At 69.1% G+C, this 15,920-nt stretch carries 12 protein-coding genes; 5 read left to right on the plus strand and 7 right to left on the minus strand.

Annotation, left to right across the window (positions count from 1 at the left end):
* Positions 1-141 precede the first annotated feature (141 nt).
* Complete coding sequence (locus OC490_RS46555; protein ID WP_262064131.1) at positions 142-1,485, plus strand: aminomethyl transferase family protein; 1,344 nt, start codon at positions 142-144, stop codon at positions 1,483-1,485.
* A gap of 113 nt (positions 1,486-1,598) precedes the next feature.
* Here OC490_RS46555 and OC490_RS46560 read toward each other — a convergent pair whose 3' ends face one another.
* The 7 genes from OC490_RS46560 to OC490_RS46590 form a co-directional block, all read right to left on the minus strand.
* The gene (locus OC490_RS46560; protein ID WP_262064132.1) at positions 1,599-2,552 is read right to left on the minus strand and encodes a sugar ABC transporter substrate-binding protein; all 954 of its coding nucleotides are present in this window, start codon (positions 2,550-2,552) and stop codon (positions 1,599-1,601) included.
* Between the two features lie 686 nt (positions 2,553-3,238).
* Positions 3,239-3,985, minus strand: a complete 747-nt coding sequence (gene pflA, locus OC490_RS46565) for a pyruvate formate-lyase-activating protein (RefSeq protein WP_262064133.1) — start codon at positions 3,983-3,985, stop codon at positions 3,239-3,241.
* A complete protein-coding gene (pflB, locus tag OC490_RS46570) occupies positions 3,982-6,240 on the minus strand; it encodes a formate C-acetyltransferase (protein ID WP_262064134.1) in 2,259 nt (752 codons plus the stop codon). The genes pflA and pflB overlap by 4 nt, the downstream gene beginning before the upstream one ends.
* Positions 6,241-6,387: 147 nt before the next feature.
* On the minus strand, positions 6,388-7,311 hold the full coding sequence (locus OC490_RS46575) for a carbamate kinase (RefSeq protein ID WP_262064135.1): 924 nt from the start codon (positions 7,309-7,311) through the stop codon (positions 6,388-6,390).
* Between the two features lie 3 nt (positions 7,312-7,314).
* Positions 7,315-8,316, minus strand: coding sequence for an ornithine carbamoyltransferase (argF, locus tag OC490_RS46580; protein ID WP_262064136.1), 1,002 nt, complete (start codon positions 8,314-8,316; stop codon positions 7,315-7,317).
* 20 nt (positions 8,317-8,336) lie between these two features.
* Positions 8,337-9,557 (minus strand): arginine deiminase, encoded by a 1,221-nt coding sequence (locus OC490_RS46585; RefSeq protein ID WP_262064137.1) that lies wholly within the window; start codon positions 9,555-9,557, stop codon positions 8,337-8,339.
* Positions 9,558-9,608: 51 nt separating this feature from the next.
* Complete coding sequence (locus tag OC490_RS46590; RefSeq protein WP_262064171.1) at positions 9,609-11,012, minus strand: APC family permease; 1,404 nt, start codon at positions 11,010-11,012, stop codon at positions 9,609-9,611.
* Positions 11,013-11,529: 517 nt separating this feature from the next.
* Here OC490_RS46590 and OC490_RS46595 point away from each other — a divergent pair.
* From OC490_RS46595 to OC490_RS46610, 4 genes are all read left to right on the plus strand, one after another.
* A complete protein-coding gene (locus tag OC490_RS46595) occupies positions 11,530-11,904 on the plus strand; it encodes a hypothetical protein (protein WP_262064138.1) in 375 nt (124 codons plus the stop codon).
* A gap of 206 nt (positions 11,905-12,110) precedes the next feature.
* Positions 12,111-12,470 carry an ArsR/SmtB family transcription factor gene (locus OC490_RS46600; RefSeq protein ID WP_262064139.1) on the plus strand — a complete coding sequence of 120 codons (360 nt, stop codon included), beginning with the start codon at positions 12,111-12,113 and terminating at the stop codon, positions 12,468-12,470.
* A 280-nt stretch (positions 12,471-12,750) separates the two neighbouring features.
* Positions 12,751-14,343, plus strand: a complete 1,593-nt coding sequence (locus tag OC490_RS46605; protein ID WP_262064140.1) for an oleate hydratase — start codon at positions 12,751-12,753, stop codon at positions 14,341-14,343.
* 157 nt (positions 14,344-14,500) lie between these two features.
* The gene (locus OC490_RS46610) at positions 14,501-15,874 is read left to right on the plus strand and encodes an FAD-binding oxidoreductase (RefSeq protein WP_262064141.1); all 1,374 of its coding nucleotides are present in this window, start codon (positions 14,501-14,503) and stop codon (positions 15,872-15,874) included.
* Positions 15,875-15,920 lie beyond the last annotated feature (46 nt).

Here is a 15,920-nt window from a genome sequence, read left to right on the forward strand (position 1 = left end):
CCCCTCAGCCGCGACACCCCCGAGCCGGGTCACTCACGACGCCAGGCCTCGCAAACGGCCTCGCCCCTGCCGCCACCCGCACGGCCGGCCCCGCCTTTGCCGCCACCCCACCCACACATCGCGACGACATGGAGAACACCGATGGCACACCTCGAAGACCAGGTCCAGGCGGCCGGAGGCCCGTTGGGCCTGCTGCGCAGCGGCCGGTCCGGCGCCTACCCGTTCCCGATCAAGGCCGAGTTCACCAACTGGCGTGACGAACAGGAGAGTTGGCGCACCTCGGCGGCGCTGATGGACCTGTCCCACCACATGACCGACCTCACCGTCGAAGGCCCCGACTGCTACCGGCTGCTGGCCGACGTCGGCGCCAACACCTTCCAGGGCTTCGGCCCGATGAAGGCCAAGCAGTTCATCGCCGTCAACCACGACGGGTACATGATCGGCGACTGCATCCTCTTCTGCCTCGCCGACCAGCACGTCCGCCTCGTCGGCCGCCCGCCGGCCCTCAACTGGGTCCAGTTCCACGCGGAGACCGGCGGCTACGACGTCACCCTGCGCCGCGACGAACGCACGGCGCAGAACCCGCACGGCCGCGAGTTCTTCCGCCTCCAGCTCCAGGGCCCCCACGCCTCGGCCATCTTCGAGAAGGTCAACGGCGGCCCGATGCCCGACATCCCCTTCTTCAGCATGGGCAAGTTCAACATCGGCAAGCACGAGGTCACCGCCCTCAACCACCGCATGTCCGGCTTCCCCGGGCTTGAGTTCTTCGGCCCCTACGAACACATCGACGACGTCCGCGACGCCATCCTGGAGGCCGGCGAGCCCTTCGGAGTCCGTCAGATCGGTGCCCGCGCCTACGCCTCCGTGGCCACCGAGTCCGGCTGGATCGCCAACACCGTCCCCGCCGTCTACTCGGGCGAAAGCATGAAGACATACCGCGAATGGCTCGGCACCAGGACCTTCGAGGCCAACCTCTCCCTCGGCGGCAGCTTCGCCTCCGACCGCGTCGAGGACTACTACGTCACCCCCTGGGACCTCGGTTACGGCCACATCCTCAAGTTCGACCACGACTTCATCGGCCGCGAGGCCCTGGAACGCCGCAAGGGCGAGAAGCACCGCCGCAAGGCATGGCTGGCCTGGCACCGCGACGACGTCGCCCGCGTCTTCGCCTCCCAGTACGAGCAGGGCGACCGGCGCTTCAAGTACATCGAGATGCCCGCCGCCTTCTACGCCGCCTCCCAGTTCGACCGCGTCGAGAGCAACGGCCGCCTCGTCGGCCTCTCGACTCTGTGCAGCTACACCGCGAACGTCCGCGGCTGGATATCCGTCGTCATGATCGACGACGACGTCCACTACGGACAGCAGGTCGAACTGGTCTGGGGCGAACCCGACGGCGGCTCCGCCAACCCCACCGTCGAACGCCACTCCCAGACCACCATCCGCGCCACCGTCATCCGCAGGCCCTTCGCCGGCGACAAGCACTGACAACGGTCTGTTCCTACGGCCCTCTCCCCGCCCCTCGCAGGGCGGGGCACCAGGCGGGCGGCTCCCGCCCGGTGCCCCGCCCGCACCATCAGTGGCCAGTACCCATCCGTCGGTCAGCCGTTCGTATCGCAGTACAGGGGCGCGGTGTCCGCGTTGGCTTTGGTCACCAGACGGGCGTCGATGCGAGCGATCTTGTCCTTCTCCTCCTTGCGCAGCAAGGAGAGCGTATGGGTCACCGCCAGTGCCCCCAGGTCCTGGACCGAGTTGGAGACCGTCGCCGCGAACTTCCCGTCCTTGAGGGCGGCGAGCCCCTGGTCGGTGCCGTTGACGGTCACGATCTTCACGCTGTGAGCGCCCGCCGCGTCGAACGCCGCACGCGCACCGAAGGCCATGTCCTCGTTGGCGACGAACGCGTACTGGATGTCGGGGTGAGCCTCGATCAGCCTGGCCGCGGCGGCCTTGGCCGTCGCCCGGTCGAACATGCCCCGCTGTTCCCCCACCACCCGCACATTGCCTGCCAAGTTCTTTGTGAATCCGCCGACCATCAGGTTGGACGACGTACTCCCGTCGCCGGAGATGACAACAGCCTCGGCAGGCTTTCCAGCAGCGTCGGCGTCGACCCATTGGGCGTCCAGCTTGCCTATCCCGGGTAAGTCACTGATGACGGCACCAAGGATCTCGCTGTCGTCCGAAGGCATCAACGCGATCAGCGTGATGGGTGTTTTCGCCTTTCGCGCTGCGGCGATGTCGGCATCCAGGGCACTGGCATCCACACTGAGCAGAACAATGGCGTCGACCTTGCGCGCGATCATGTTCTGCACATTGCGCAGTTCCGCCGACTTACTCCCGTGCGAGTCGGCGGTCAGCACTTTTGCGAGGTTGTTCGATGCGGTCTCCGTGACCGCCGTCTGCAGGCAGGTGTGGAACGACGTCGTTCCCCCGTTGATGAACCCTAGGACGACAGGCCCCGTGGAATTCGTGCTGTCGCTGGGAAGCAGAGTGCATCCGGTTGCCAAGAGGCCAAGGCCAACGCCGCTTGCGAGCAACCGTCTGCTGGATATGGGCATGTATAAGGAGCCTTTCTGCCGCACATGACTTCGTCGTCAAGGCAGACAGCGCTGGAATTTTCTCGGAGTTGTTCGGCCTGCGGTCCACCGAACAGCCATTCTCGCGAGGACCACTTTCGCGGACATTTGCCCGACTTTGAAACTTGAACGTTCTAGCGCCTATGCAAGAACCCTTCTCTGCACGATCGGCATGACGGAGACCGGGGCAGTTTCAGCTGCCGAATTGACGCAGGCGGAAGCTAACAGAGCAGCTCTCAGGAGGCGAGGACGCGGTAGTGCAATCTTTGCTTGCGCTCCGTGCATGCTCGTACGTGACGCGCTCCCACCTGGTCCGTACGGTCGTGGTCGCCCTGACCTGTGCGGTCTGCCGGCCCCGCCGAGCACTGGACCGACCCACAGGTCGGGGCATGCGGCACACCGCCCGCAGACCGGGATCGACCAGGGCGTGATGCTCGTCGGTCCACTTCGCGGAGGCCCGCTCCCGCCGGCCGGCCCGGCCGCGCCGATGACCACGGTCGCGATGCCGGCCCTGACCTTGTTTGCGCGTCTGCCCCCCACCGTCGATCAGGCCCCTGTCGCAGCAGGCGTCCGGCAACCAAGCGGCCACCACGAGTGCCACGGCCGCAGGGAATGCCACCCTCAGTCACTCGCCGCTCGTGAAGCTGACGCCGTCCATGGCTCGGCGCTCAGTAAGCCTGGACTCCGTGCCCCCTGAAGCGCTCGCGGACGCTCTCGATCAGGTCGGGGTCGGGGACCGGGTTGTCGCGCAACGGGAAGGGGATGCCGAGGCCTTCGTATTTCGCGGCCCCGAGTTTGTGGAAGGGCAGCACGTCGACCCGCTGGACCGCGCCGAGTCCCGCCACGAAGTCGGCCAGGGCGTCCACGGACTCCGGGTTGTCGGTCCAGCCGGGGACCAGGACGTACCGGATCCACATCGGGACGCCGAGTCGGTCGAGGCGAGTGGCGAAGTTGAGGGTGGGGACGAGTTCGCCACCGGTCAGTTTCCGGTAGGTGTTGACGTCGAAGGACTTGATGTCGAGGAGTACCAGGTCGGTGTCGGCGAGGAGTTGGTCGGTGGCGCGGGCGCCGAGGAAGCCGGAGGTGTCGAGCGCGGTGTGCAGGCCGGCCTCCTTGCAGCGGCGCAGGACCTCCGCGGTGAACACGGGTTGGAGCAGTGGCTCGCCGCCGGTGATGGTGACCCCGCCGCCGGCCGTGGTGACGAAGCCCTGGAACTTCCCGATCTCCGCCATCACCGCGTCGACGCTCATCTCCTGGCCGTCGCGCATGTGCCAGGTGTCGGGGTTGGCGCAGTACAGGCAGCGCAGCGGGCAGCCGTTGACGAAGAGCACGAACCGGGTCCCGGGCCCGTCCACGCCGGTGGACAGGTCCCAGGAGTGGATCCGGCCGGTCGTCGCGGTGCGCACCGTACTCACAGCGAGCCGTGGAAGGTGCGGCTGATCACGTCGAGCTGCTGCTCGCGGGTCAGGCGGACGAAGTTGACCGCGTAGCCGGACACGCGGATGGTCAAGTCCGGGTATTTGTCCGGGTGTTCCATGGCGTCTTCGAGTGTGGCGCGGTCGAGGACGTTGACGTTCATGTGGAAGCCGCCGGCGGCCGTGTAGGCGTCGAGGATGCCCACCAGGTGTCCGGCGCGCTCGTCGGGCGCGTGCCCCAGTCCCTCGGGCGTGATCGTCGTCGTCAGCGAGATCCCGTCACGGGCCTGCTCGTACGGCAGCTTCGCGACCGAGAGCGCCGAGGCGGCGACTCCGTGCCGGTCACGGCCGTTCATCGGGTTGGCGCCGGGCGCGAAGGGCTGTCCGGCGAGGCGGCCGTCGGGGGTGTTGCCGGTGTGCTTGCCGTAGACGACGTTCGAGGTGATCGTCAGGACCGACTGGGTGTGCTCGGCGCCCCGGTAGGTGGGGTACTGGCGCACCTTCGCCATGAAGGACTCCACCAGGCCTACGGCGATGCTGTCGGCGCGGTCGTCGTTGTTGCCGTAGGCCGGGAAGTCGCCCTCGGTGCGGAAGTCGACGGCGAGGCCGCTCGCGTCGCGGAACACCTTCACCCGGGCGTACTTGACGGCGGACAGGCTGTCGGCGGCGACCGACAGGCCGGCGATGCCGCAGGCCATGAAGCGGTGCACGGGGTAGTCGTGCAGGGCCATCTCGATGCGCTCGTAGGCGTACTTGTCGTGCATGTAGTGGATGATGTTGAGCGCGTTGACGTACGTCCGGGCCAGCCAGTCAAGGACGTGGTCGTAGGCCTTGGACAGTTCCTCGTAGTCCAGGTACTCGCCGGTCAGCGGGTCCGTCGGCGACGCGATCTGTTCGCCGGTCATCTCGTCGCGGCCTCCGTTGACCGCGTAGAGCAGGGCCTTGGCGAGGTTGACCCGGGCGCCGAAGAACTGCATCTGCTTTCCGACCTGCATCGCCGACACGCAGCAGGCAATCGCGGTGTCGTCGCCGGTGCACGGGCGCAGCAGCTCGTCCGACTCGTACTGGACGGCGCTGGTGTCGATCGAGACCTGGGCGCAGAACTCCTTGAAGGCAAAGGGGAGTTGGGGCGACCACAGGACCGTCAGGTTGGGTTCGGGGGCGGGGCCGAGGTTGTAGAGGGTCTGCAGGAAGCGGAAGGACGTGCGGGTGACCAGGGTGCGCCCGTCGGCGCCCATGCCGCCGATGGACTCCGTCACCCAGGTCGGGTCGCCGGAGAACAGGGCGTCGTACTCGGGGGTGCGCAGGAACCGTACGATCCGCAGCTTGATCACGAAGTCGTCGATCAGTTCCTGGGCGCGGGACTCGTCCAACACGCCTTCGTTCAGGTCGCGCTGGAGGTAGACGTCGAGGAAGGTGGAGGTGCGGCCGAGCGACATCGCGGCGCCGTTCTGCTCCTTCACGGCGGCCAGGTAGGCGAGGTAGAGCCACTGCACGGCCTCGTGGGCGGTGGCGGCGGGGCGCGAGACGTCGCAGCCGTACATGGCCGCCATCCGCGTGAGCTCGCCCAACGCCCTTGTCTGTTCGGCGAGTTCCTCCCGGTCGCGGATGACCTCGACGGAGGAGGCGCAGGCGTCGAGCAGGGCCCGCTCGGCCTTCTTGGCCTCGATCAGGCGGTCCGTGCCGTACAGCGCCACGCGCCGGTAGTCGCCGATGATCCGGCCGCGGCCGTAGGCGTCGGGCAGTCCGGTGATGATGCCGGCCTTGCGGGCCGCCCGCATTTCGGGGGTGTACGCGTCGAAGACGCCGTCGTTGTGGGTCTTGCGGTAGGTGCCGAAGACGCGCGAGACGAAGGGGTCGGACTCGTAGCCGTAGGCCTTCAGGCTGTTCTCGACCATGCGCAGGCCGCCGTTGGGCATGATCGCGCGCCTGAGCGGGGCGTCGGTCTGCAGGCCGACGATCAACTCCCGTTCGCGGTCGATGTATCCGGGCGCGTGCGAGGTGATCGTCGACGGGGTCGCCGTGTCGATGTCGAGGACGCCCTTGCGGCGCTCCTCCGGGAACAGGGAACTGACCTTCTCCCACACGGCTCGCGTGCGGTCGGTGGGGCCGGTCAGGAAGGACGCGTCGCCTTCGTACGGGGTGTAGTTGGCCTGGATGAAGTCGCGTACGGCGACGCGCTCGCGCCAGGAGGTACCCGCGAAGCCGCGCCATGCCTCGGAGGCGCGCGTTCCAGCTACCGCTGTCGTTGTCATCGCCGGTTCTCTCCCTTGCCTCGCACCTGAATGCCTCTGTATCGATGGTCCTGCGACGCCGTGATCACGGGGAGGGCCGCCCAGGGCCCTGGTCCCGGCCGTCCGGCCCTCTCGCGGGGCCGAACGGCCCACCCCCGTCACGGACGCTCACACGACGGGCAGCTCCGGGCGGACGAGCGTGCCCGACCGGCCGTGGACGATCTCGTACGCCGCGTCCAGGGCGCCGATCGCGGCCAGTCCCCCGGTGTGTTCGACGAACCGTGCGGCGGCCTCGGCCTTGGGGCCCATCGAGCCCTCGGGGAAGCCGCCCCGGCGCAGATCGGCGGGGGTGGCGCCGAGGACGGGCTGCTGGTCGGGGGTGCCGTAGCCGGTGTAGACGCAGGGCACGTCGGTGAGGATGAGCAGGAAGTCGGCCTTGAGGTGCTCGGCGAGCAGGGCTGCTGTGAAGTCCTTGTCGATGACGGCCTCCGCCCCGGTGAGCGCGCCGGTGTCGGCGTCGGCGGTGACGGGCACGCCTCCGCCGCCTGCGCAGATGACGAGCGTGCCGCTGCCCAGCAGGTCGTGGATCGTGTCTGTCTCCAGGATCCGTTCGGGCGCCGGGGAGGGGACGACGCGGCGCCAGCCGGTGGTGTCGGTGGCGATGTGCCAGCCGCGTTCACGGGCGAGCGCGGACGCCACGTCGTAGGGGTACACCTGGCCGACGAACTTCGTGGGGTGCTCGAAGGCCGGGTCGTCGGGCCTGACGAGGGTGTGGGTGACCAGCGCGGCGATCCGGCGTCCGGGGAGGGCGTCGTGCAGAGTGCGGGCCAGCAGGGAGCCGATCATGCCCTGGGTCTGGGCGCCGAGGAGGTCGAGGGGGTAGGGGGCGCTGAGTGCCGGGTCGGCCGCGCTCTCGACGGCGAGGAGGCCGATCTGGGGGCCGTTGCCGTGGGTGATGACGATCTCGTGCTCGGTGGCGAGGGCGGCGATCGCGGTGGTCACCCGGTCGATGTTCGCCAACTGGACGGCGGCGTCGGGGTGTTCGCCGCGGTGCAGCAGGGCGTTGCCGCCCAGCGCGATGACGATGCGCATGGCTCAGTCCTCCAGGGTGGCGACGAGTACGGCCTTGATGGTGTGCAGTCGGTTCTCCGCCTGGTCGAAGACGATCGAGGCGGGGGACGAGAACACGTCGTCGGTGACCTCCAGGCCGTCCAGTCCGTAGGTGTCGAAGAGGTCCTGGCCGAGGTGGGTGTGGCGGTCGTGCAGGGCCGGCAGGCAGTGCATGAACTGGACGTCCGGGTTTCCGGTGGCGGCCAGCGTCTTGTCGTTCACCTGGTACGGGAGGAGCAGTTCGATCCGCTTCCGCCAGGTGTCGGCGGGCTCGCCCATGGAGACCCAGACGTCGGTGTGCAGGAAGTCCGCGCCGTGTACGGCGGTCTCGACATCCTCGGTGAGAGTGATCCGGGCCCCGCTGCCCTCGGCCAACTCCCGGCAGGCGGCGACCAGTTCGGCCGCCGGCCACAAGGCCCCGGGGGCGGCGATGCGTACGTCCATGCCGAGCAGGGCGCCCATCGACAGCAGCGAGTTGCCCATGTTGTTGCGGGCGTCGCCGAGGTAGCAGTAGCTGATGTCCGGCAGGGGTTTGGGGCTGTGCTCGTCCATGGTCAGGATGTCGCACAGGCTCTGGGTGGGGTGCGCGGTGTCGGTCAGGCCGTTGTAGACGGGGACGCCGGAGCGGGCGGCGAGTTCGGTGACGATCGACTGGGCGGAGCCGCGGTACTCGATGCCGTCGAACATCCGGCCCAGCACCCGGGCGGTGTCGGCGATGGACTCCTTGCTGCCGACGTGGGTGTCGCCGGGGCCGAGGTAGGTGGTGCGGGCGCCCTGGTCGGCGGCGGCGACCTCGAAGGCGCAGCGGGTGCGGGTGGAGGTCTTCTCGAAGATCAGCGCGAGGTTCTTGCCGGTCAGCCGGGGCTGTTCGGTGCCGGCGCGCTTGGCCGCCTTGAGGTCGGCGGCGAGGTCGAGGAGGTGGTGGATCTCGGTGGCGGTGTGGTCGAGTTCGCTCAGGTAGGAACGGCCTCGCAGGTCGACGGTCATGGTGAAGTCCCCTTGCTGGGTCAGGCGGCCGGGTCGCGTTCGAGGGGGCAGCTCATGCAGCGCGGTCCGCCCCGGCCGCGGCCGAGTTCGGCGCCGGCGATGGTGACGATCTCGATGCCCTGCTTGCGGAGGTAGGTGTTGGTGGTGACGTTGCGCTCGTAGCCGACGACCACGCCGGGGGCGAGGGCGAGGAAGTTGCTGCCGTCGTCCCACTGCTCGCGCTCGGCGCTGCGGATGTCCTGCGGCGCGGACAGCATCCGGACCTTATCCAGGTCGAGGGCCTCGGCCAGGGCGCCGGCCAGGTCGGAGTTCGGGGTGACCTCGAAGCCGGTCTCGCGGGCGTCGCTGGGCGTGAGCGTCCAGGAGCGGAGGGAGTCCGCGAGGCCCGGGTAGATGGTGAAGGCGTCGCGGTCGACCATGGTGAGCACGGTGTCGAGGTGCATGTAGGCCCGGGCGGCGGGGAGTTGGACGGCGAGCACTCGGTTCGCCGTGCCGGTGGCGAAGAGCCGGGAGGCCAGGTTCTCCACGGCCTGGGCGGTGGTGCGCTCCCCCATGCCGACCATGACGGCACCGTTGCCGAGGACGTGGACGTCGCCGCCCTCCAGGGTGCCGACCGCGCCGTCGAGGAGCGGTGTGGTGACCGTGCCGGAGAACATCGGGTGGAAGCGGTAGATGGTCTCGGCGTGCAGGCTTTCGCGGCGCCGGGCGAGCTTGGCCATCGGGTTGACCGACAGACGGTCGTACATCCAGCAGGAGTTGTCGCGCGGGAAGAGGTGGTTGGGGAGCGGTGTGAGTGCGAAGTCCTCGGCGTCGAGGGTGTTCCAGACCAGGCTGTGCGGGGTGGGGAGCGTCAGGTCGCTCTTGAGGATGCCGCCGATGAGGTGGCCGGCGAGCGTCTCTCCGTCGAGGTCGATGCACAGCTCCCGCAGGGGGTCGATCAGTGCCGGGCCGACGGTGGCCGGGGTGACGACCCGCTCCAGCAGCCAGTCACGGGCTTCGGGATCGGCGAGGGTCTGGGCGAGCAGGTCGGCGAAGTAGTGGACGCGGGCGCCGTGGTCGCGCAGAACCTGGGCGAAGGCGTCGTGTTCCTCGCGGGCTCGCTTGGCCCACAGGATGTCGTCGAAGAGCAGGGCGTCGACGTTGCGCGGGGTCAGCCGGGAGAGCTCCAGGCCGGGGCGGTGCAGGATCACCTGGCGGAGGCGGCCGACCTCGGAGTCGACGTGGAAGGCGGTGGCGTTCATGGCGGGGCTGCTCCTCTGGTCGTACGGGTGGGTGCCTGGCGCGGGGCGCTGTCAATCGCGGTTGCGGAGGCGGTCGCGCCGGAGGCCACCGATGCGGCCGGTCGGTACCGCGCGGGAGATCCGCTTGACCGGCGGCGTCACGGTCTCGGGGGCCCGCCCCTCGGGGACGGCCGCCGGGGCCGGCTCCTCGCCGTACACGCCCTGGCCCCGCTTCAGCCACACGTACACCGGCAGGCCGAGCAGCAGGACGAACAGGCCGTAGTAGACGGTCTGGTAGCCGCTTCCCTGGATCGCCCAGTACGAGAAGACCATCGCCAGGCCGGAGACCGTGATGTCGCGGGCCAGGCGTCGGCCGGCGATGCTCTCGCGTCCGCGCACCAGCAGCCAGTACAGCTGGGCGGCGGCGGAGAACAGGTACGGGATCACGGCCGTGAGCACGCTCAGCAGCACGATCTTGGTGAAGACGTCGTCGAAGCGGGTGTAGCTGAAGATCGTGATCAGGGAGGCGAGGACGGTCGAGGCGACGATGCCGAAGACGGGGACGCCGTTCTCGCCGCGCAGCTTCGCGAAGGCGCCGGGGAAGAGTCCGTCGCGGGCGGCGGCGTACGGCATCTCGGCGCAGAGCATGGTCCAGCCGTTGAGGGCGCCGATGCCGGAGACGATCGCGGCGACGGCGACCGTGTTGCCGGCCCAGGTGCCGCCGAGGATGTTGTTGGCGGCGTCGGTGAACGGGGCGGTGGAGACGCCGAGTTGACCGTGCGAGACGGTACCGAAGACCGCGAGGGTGCCCAGGATGTAGATGACGGCGCAGGCGAGGGTGCCGTAGACGGTGGCGCGCGGCACGTTGCGGCCCGGCTCGCGGACGCGCCCGGCGACCACCGAGGCGGCCTCCAGGCCGATGTAGCTGAACAGGGCGATCGGCGCGGCGGCCGAGATCGCGCCCATCGCCGACTGGCCACTGGCGTTGAACGGACCGAAGTTGTGCGGGTCGATGAACAGCAGGCCGATGGTGGCCATGAAGAGCAGCGGGACGAACTTCAGCACGGTGGTGAACACCTGGAAGGCGCCCATGTTCCGTACGCCGGTGAGGTTGATCGCGGCGGGTATCCAGAGCCCGATCAGCGCGATGCCTATCGAGATCGCCGTCTTGTGGCCGGTGTTGACGAACACCTCGACATAGCCGACCCAGGCCACCACGATCGCGGCGTTCCCCGCCCAGGCGGTGATCCAGTACGACCAGGCGTTGAGGAATCCGGCGAACTCGCCGAAGGCCTCACGGGCGTAGACGTACGGTCCGCCGCTCCCCGGGACGCGCTTCGACAGCGCCCCGAAGGTCACCGCCAGCGCGAGTGCGCCCAGCGTGACGACCCCGAACGCCACGAGCGCGATCGGGCCGTACGGCGCGAGGGCCGAGGGGAGCGCGAACACCCCGGTCCCGATGATGGTGCCGACCACGAGCGCGGTCGCACCGGAGAGGCCGAGTGCCGCTTTGGGAACCGCCCCCTCACTGCTTGGGGTCCTGGGCATGGTGGTGCTCCTTGCGCGGGTCACTGCAGGGGAATCGATCTGTGCCTGATCCTTCTCGGCGGCGGTGGTCCTGGTCAGTGGCCGAACATCCCCACCTGGGGCCATTGGTCCCGGCCGTCAGGTCCCGAACGGCCCACCGACGTGACGCGTGAACGGGCCTGCGGGGACGTCCGGTTCGATGTCCACGAGGCCCTGGAGACGGGCGGCGTCGAAGCCGGCCACGGACCGTGGGACCGGTGTGCCGCCCGCACCGGACCAGGCGTCAACTTCGGTACCGTTCAGGCCAGTTGTGGACCATCAACAGGTCCCGTCGTGGCGCTGTTCGGTCGTCGCAGATCAGTCCCGAAGAGACTCTCCTGCAGTGAGAGCCACGTGCGTACGGTCCCGGCACCGAGGCGGATCGGCAGCGGTCCGCCGTAGCCAACGGAACGCAAGGGGAGGCGCAGTGGCGAGTGTGGAAGTGTCGCTGAAGGAAATGACGGCCGGGATCGAGGGAGCGTTGGGGGCCGCGGTCGTCGACTACACCAGCGGAATGGCGCTGGGCACGCTGGGCGGCAGCAAGACCCTGGACCTGACGGTCGCCGCCGCCGGTAACACGGATGTGATCCGGGCCAAGGTGCGCACCATGGAGCAACTGGGCCTCAAGGGCCAGATCGAGGACATCCTGATCACGCTGGACAGCCAGTACCACCTGATCCGCCTGGTCACCGGCCGCAACGGCAACGGCCTGTTCCTGTACCTCGTGCTCGACAAGGCCCGCTCGAACCTGGCGATGGCCCGCCACCAACTCAAACGCGTGGAAGGAGCGATCGAGATCTAGACCGGACCGGCATGCGGGGACGACGCCTGCCCTTGATGTGAAGACCTCTTCAACTCATCACATCAGCATGGTCACAAGGTGCGCCCGTGCAGAGCCAAGGGCGTGAAGGATCGGCTTCCGAGGGCGGCCTGTGGCGTGACGCCGCCCTCGGAAGCCGCCACGTCCCGCGAGCCGCATTCCCACCATCCGGCAAGGAGCGAGCATCCATGCAGGTCCCCCTCTACCAGGTCAAGGCGGATTTCTTCCGCATGCTCGGACACCCCGTACGCATCAGGGTGCTGGAACTCCTCCAGCACGGGCCGGTGTCCGTACGGGACCTGCTCGCCGACATCGAGATCGAGCCGTCCAGCCTGTCGCAGCAACTGGCCGTCCTGCGCCGCTCCGGCATCGTCGTGTCCATGCGGGAGGGTTCCACGGTCCGCTACGCGCTGGCCGGCGGAGACGTCGCCGAACTCCTGCGCGCCGCGCGCCGCATCCTCACCGAACTCCTCACCGGACAGAACCAGATCCTCGCCGAACTCCAGCAGGCGGACACCCCGGAGCAACCGCTGCCGACATCTCGGTGACGTCCGGGACGTCAGCCGGCGCAAGGTCGCCGGGGAAGGGTTCCACGGGACCCCGCATCCGTCCCAGCCAGGGGCGCTCGGCAGGTGGGCAGGGACCTTCGGCCCCTGCCCTGGTCAACACCCCGCGAGTTGGCTTGGTGGCATGGCCGCCACGCTCACCCCGAGCAGCCCGGCGCCACCTCGCGCCCCACACCGGAGAACCACACCAGGTGTCTGTCGCGCAGGGCCCTGAACACTGTCGGCCGCCCGGACGACCCGGGCGGCAGAACGGAGGGACGTCATGGCAGACGCTCCGCGCTCGTCCCACGCCTACCTCGTGGGCGGCGGCATCGCTTCCCTCGCGGCCGCCGCCTTCCTCGTCCGCGACGCCGACTACCCCGGCGAGCACATCCACGTCCTGGAGGAACTCCCCGTCGCCGGCGGCTCGATGGACGGCAGCGGCGAGCCCGCCGGGTACGTCACCCGCGGCGGACGGATGCTGGAGGAAGAGGCCTACACCTGCCTGTGGAACCTCCTGGAGACGATCCCCACCCTCACCGACGAGACGGTCTCGGTACGCGAGGAGATCACCGAGTTCAACGCCAAGTGGCCCACCGACGCCAAGGCCCGCCTGATCGGCCACGGCACCACGGTCCTGGACGCCGCCGACTACGGCCTCGACACCCGCGACCGCCTGGAGCTGACCCGTCTGCTGGTGCTGCCCGAAGCGGTCATCGGGGCGCGCAGGATCGAGGACTTCTTCTCCCCGCACTTCTTCGCCACCAACTTCTGGACGATGTGGCGCACCACGTTCGCCTTCCAGAACTGGCACAGCGCCATCGAGTTGAAGCGCTATCTCCTGCGCTTCATGCAGGAGTTCCCCCGCATGCACACCCTCACCGGCGTGCGCCGCACCCGCCTCAACCAGTACGACTCGATCATCCGGCCACTGCGCACCTGGCTTGAGGCCCGTGGCGTGGTCTTCGAGTACGGCGTGCGGGTCACCGACGTCGACTTCACCACCGACGTGGACGGCGTACGGCGCGCACGACGCCTGCACCTCGAACGCGACGGGCACCCGGACACGTACGAACTCACCGCCGACGACTACGCGTTCCTCACCCTGGGCTCGATGACCGCCGACGCCGCCTACGGCAGCGACGACGCCGCGCCCGAACTGGTCCGCGACAAGCGGGACGGTGGCTGGCGGCTCTGGGAGACCCTCGCCGCCAAGGCAGACGACTTCGGCCGCCCCACAGCCTTCAACGGCAACGTGGACGAGGCCAAGTGGGAGTCCTTCAGCCTCACCCTGCGCGACCCGCTCCTCCTGCACCGCATCGAGGAGCTGTCCGGCAACCTCCCCGGCACCGGCGCGCTGATGACGTTCAAGGACTCCAACTGGCTGATGTCCATTGTCGTGCCGCACGCCCCGCACTTCGACGGCCAGCCCGAGGACGTCTACACCCTGTGGGGCTACGGCCTGTTCACCGACCGCGACGGCGACTTCGTCGGCAAGCCGATGGCCGAGGCAACCGGCCGGGAGATCCTCACCGAACTCCTCGGCCACCTCGGCATGTCGGACATCGAGAAGGAGGTCGCGGCGACCACGACCGTGATCCCGGTGATGATGCCGTACATCACCAGCCAGTTCGCCCCGCGCACCACGCACGACCGCCCCCTGGTCATCCCGCGCGGCTCCGCCAACTTCGCCCTCCTGGGGCAGTTCACGGAGATCCCGGAGGACGTGGTCTTCACGGTCGAGTACTCCGTGCGCGGCGCGATGCACGCCGTCTACGGCCTGTTCGGCCTCGACGACCGCGAGATACCGGGCATTTACCACGCCCTGGCCGATCCGGCGACCGCCTTCGACGTGCTGAAGGCAGCGCTGGCGTAGGGAGACCGGTTCCCCGGGGAAAGGGCCAACTGGCCTCGCATCGAGGCCAGTTGGCCGGATCCCTCGCCCACCGCCGCGCCCCCACCATGGCGAGCGCGTCACCGGCCCGCTGCTGCGGGTGCCCCGGGGCGGGAGGCTCGACGAAGGGAACCGGATCATGACCGACACCGGAACGCTCCTGGCGAAGGTGGTGGGACCGGAGCACGTTCTCACCGAGGACGGTGTGCCGGAGGAGTACGGGCACGACGAGTCGCCGGCCGGCGCGGCACGGCGGCCGGGGTTCGTCGTACGGCCCGCGACGACCGCCGAGGTGTCGGGCATCATCACGGTCGCCGCCGAGCGTCAACTCCCCCTGACGGCACGGGGTTCCGGCACCGGGCTGTCCGGAGCCTGCGTACCCGCCGCAGACGGCGTCGTCGTCTCTTTCGAGCGGATGAACCAGGTGCTGGAGATCGACACCGACAACCACGTCGCCGTCGTACAGCCCGGCGTCACCCTGGCCGAACTCGACTCCCGAACAGCCGAGTTCGGGCTGTGCTACCCGGTACGCCCGGGTGAGCAGAGTGCGTCGGTCGGCGGCACGATCGGCACCAACGCCGGTGGCATGCACGCCGTCCGGCACGGCGTCACCCGGCACCATGTCCTAGGCATAGAAGCCGTGTTGGCCTCCGGAACGGTTGTACGCAGCGGCGGGAAATTCGTGAAAACCAGCACCGGCTACGACCTGACGCAGTTGATCGTCGGCTCCGAGGGCACCCTCGCTCTCGTTACCGAGGCGACCCTGCGTCTCAAACCCCGCGCCGGGCACGGCGCGACAGTGCTGGCGCCCTTCGCCACGGCCGAGGAGATCGCGCGAGCCGTGCCGCGCCTGCTGGCCGGAGGGCTGGACCCGCTGGCCCTGGAGTACGTCGACATGCTCACGATGGCCGCGATGACCGCCCAGCAGGACCTCGGGCTCGGCATCCCCGAGCGGGTCCGCGCCACCGCGCTCGGCTACCTGGTCGTGGTCCTCGAAGGGCCGTCGGCGGAGCGGATCGACGCCGATGTGGAATCCCTGGGCGAGCAGTTGCTCGACCTGGGCGCCGCCGACGTCTACGTCCTGCCGCCAACAGCGGCACGCCAGCTCATCGAGGCGCGGGAGCGGGCTTTCTGGGCCGCCAAGTCGGCCGGCGCCGACGAGGTCGTGGACATAGTCGTACCTCGCGCGTCCCTCCCACGGCTGCTCGCCGAGGCGGACGTGATCGCCCGGGACAGCGCGTCGATCGTCACCGGCTGCGGGCACGCGGGAGACGGCAACGTACACCTGGCGGTCTTCCAGCCGAACGCGAAGCTGCTGGAAGAGGTCCTACGGAGCCTGTTCCGCGCGGGAGTTGACCTCGGCGGGGCCGTCTCCGGCGAGCACGGCATCGGCACGACGAAGAAGCGCTACTTCCTGGAGCTGGAAGACCCCGCGAAGGTGGAACTGATGCGCGGGATCAAGCGAGCCTTCGACCCGGACGGAATCCTCAACCCCAGTGTCCTCTTCGACTGAACCGGAACAGACACGACTGCCGGAATGAACCCGACTGAGCGCGTGA

Source organism: Streptomyces sp. STR69 (genome assembly GCF_024519455.1).
Taxonomy (GTDB): Bacteria; Actinomycetota; Actinomycetes; order Streptomycetales; family Streptomycetaceae; genus Streptomyces.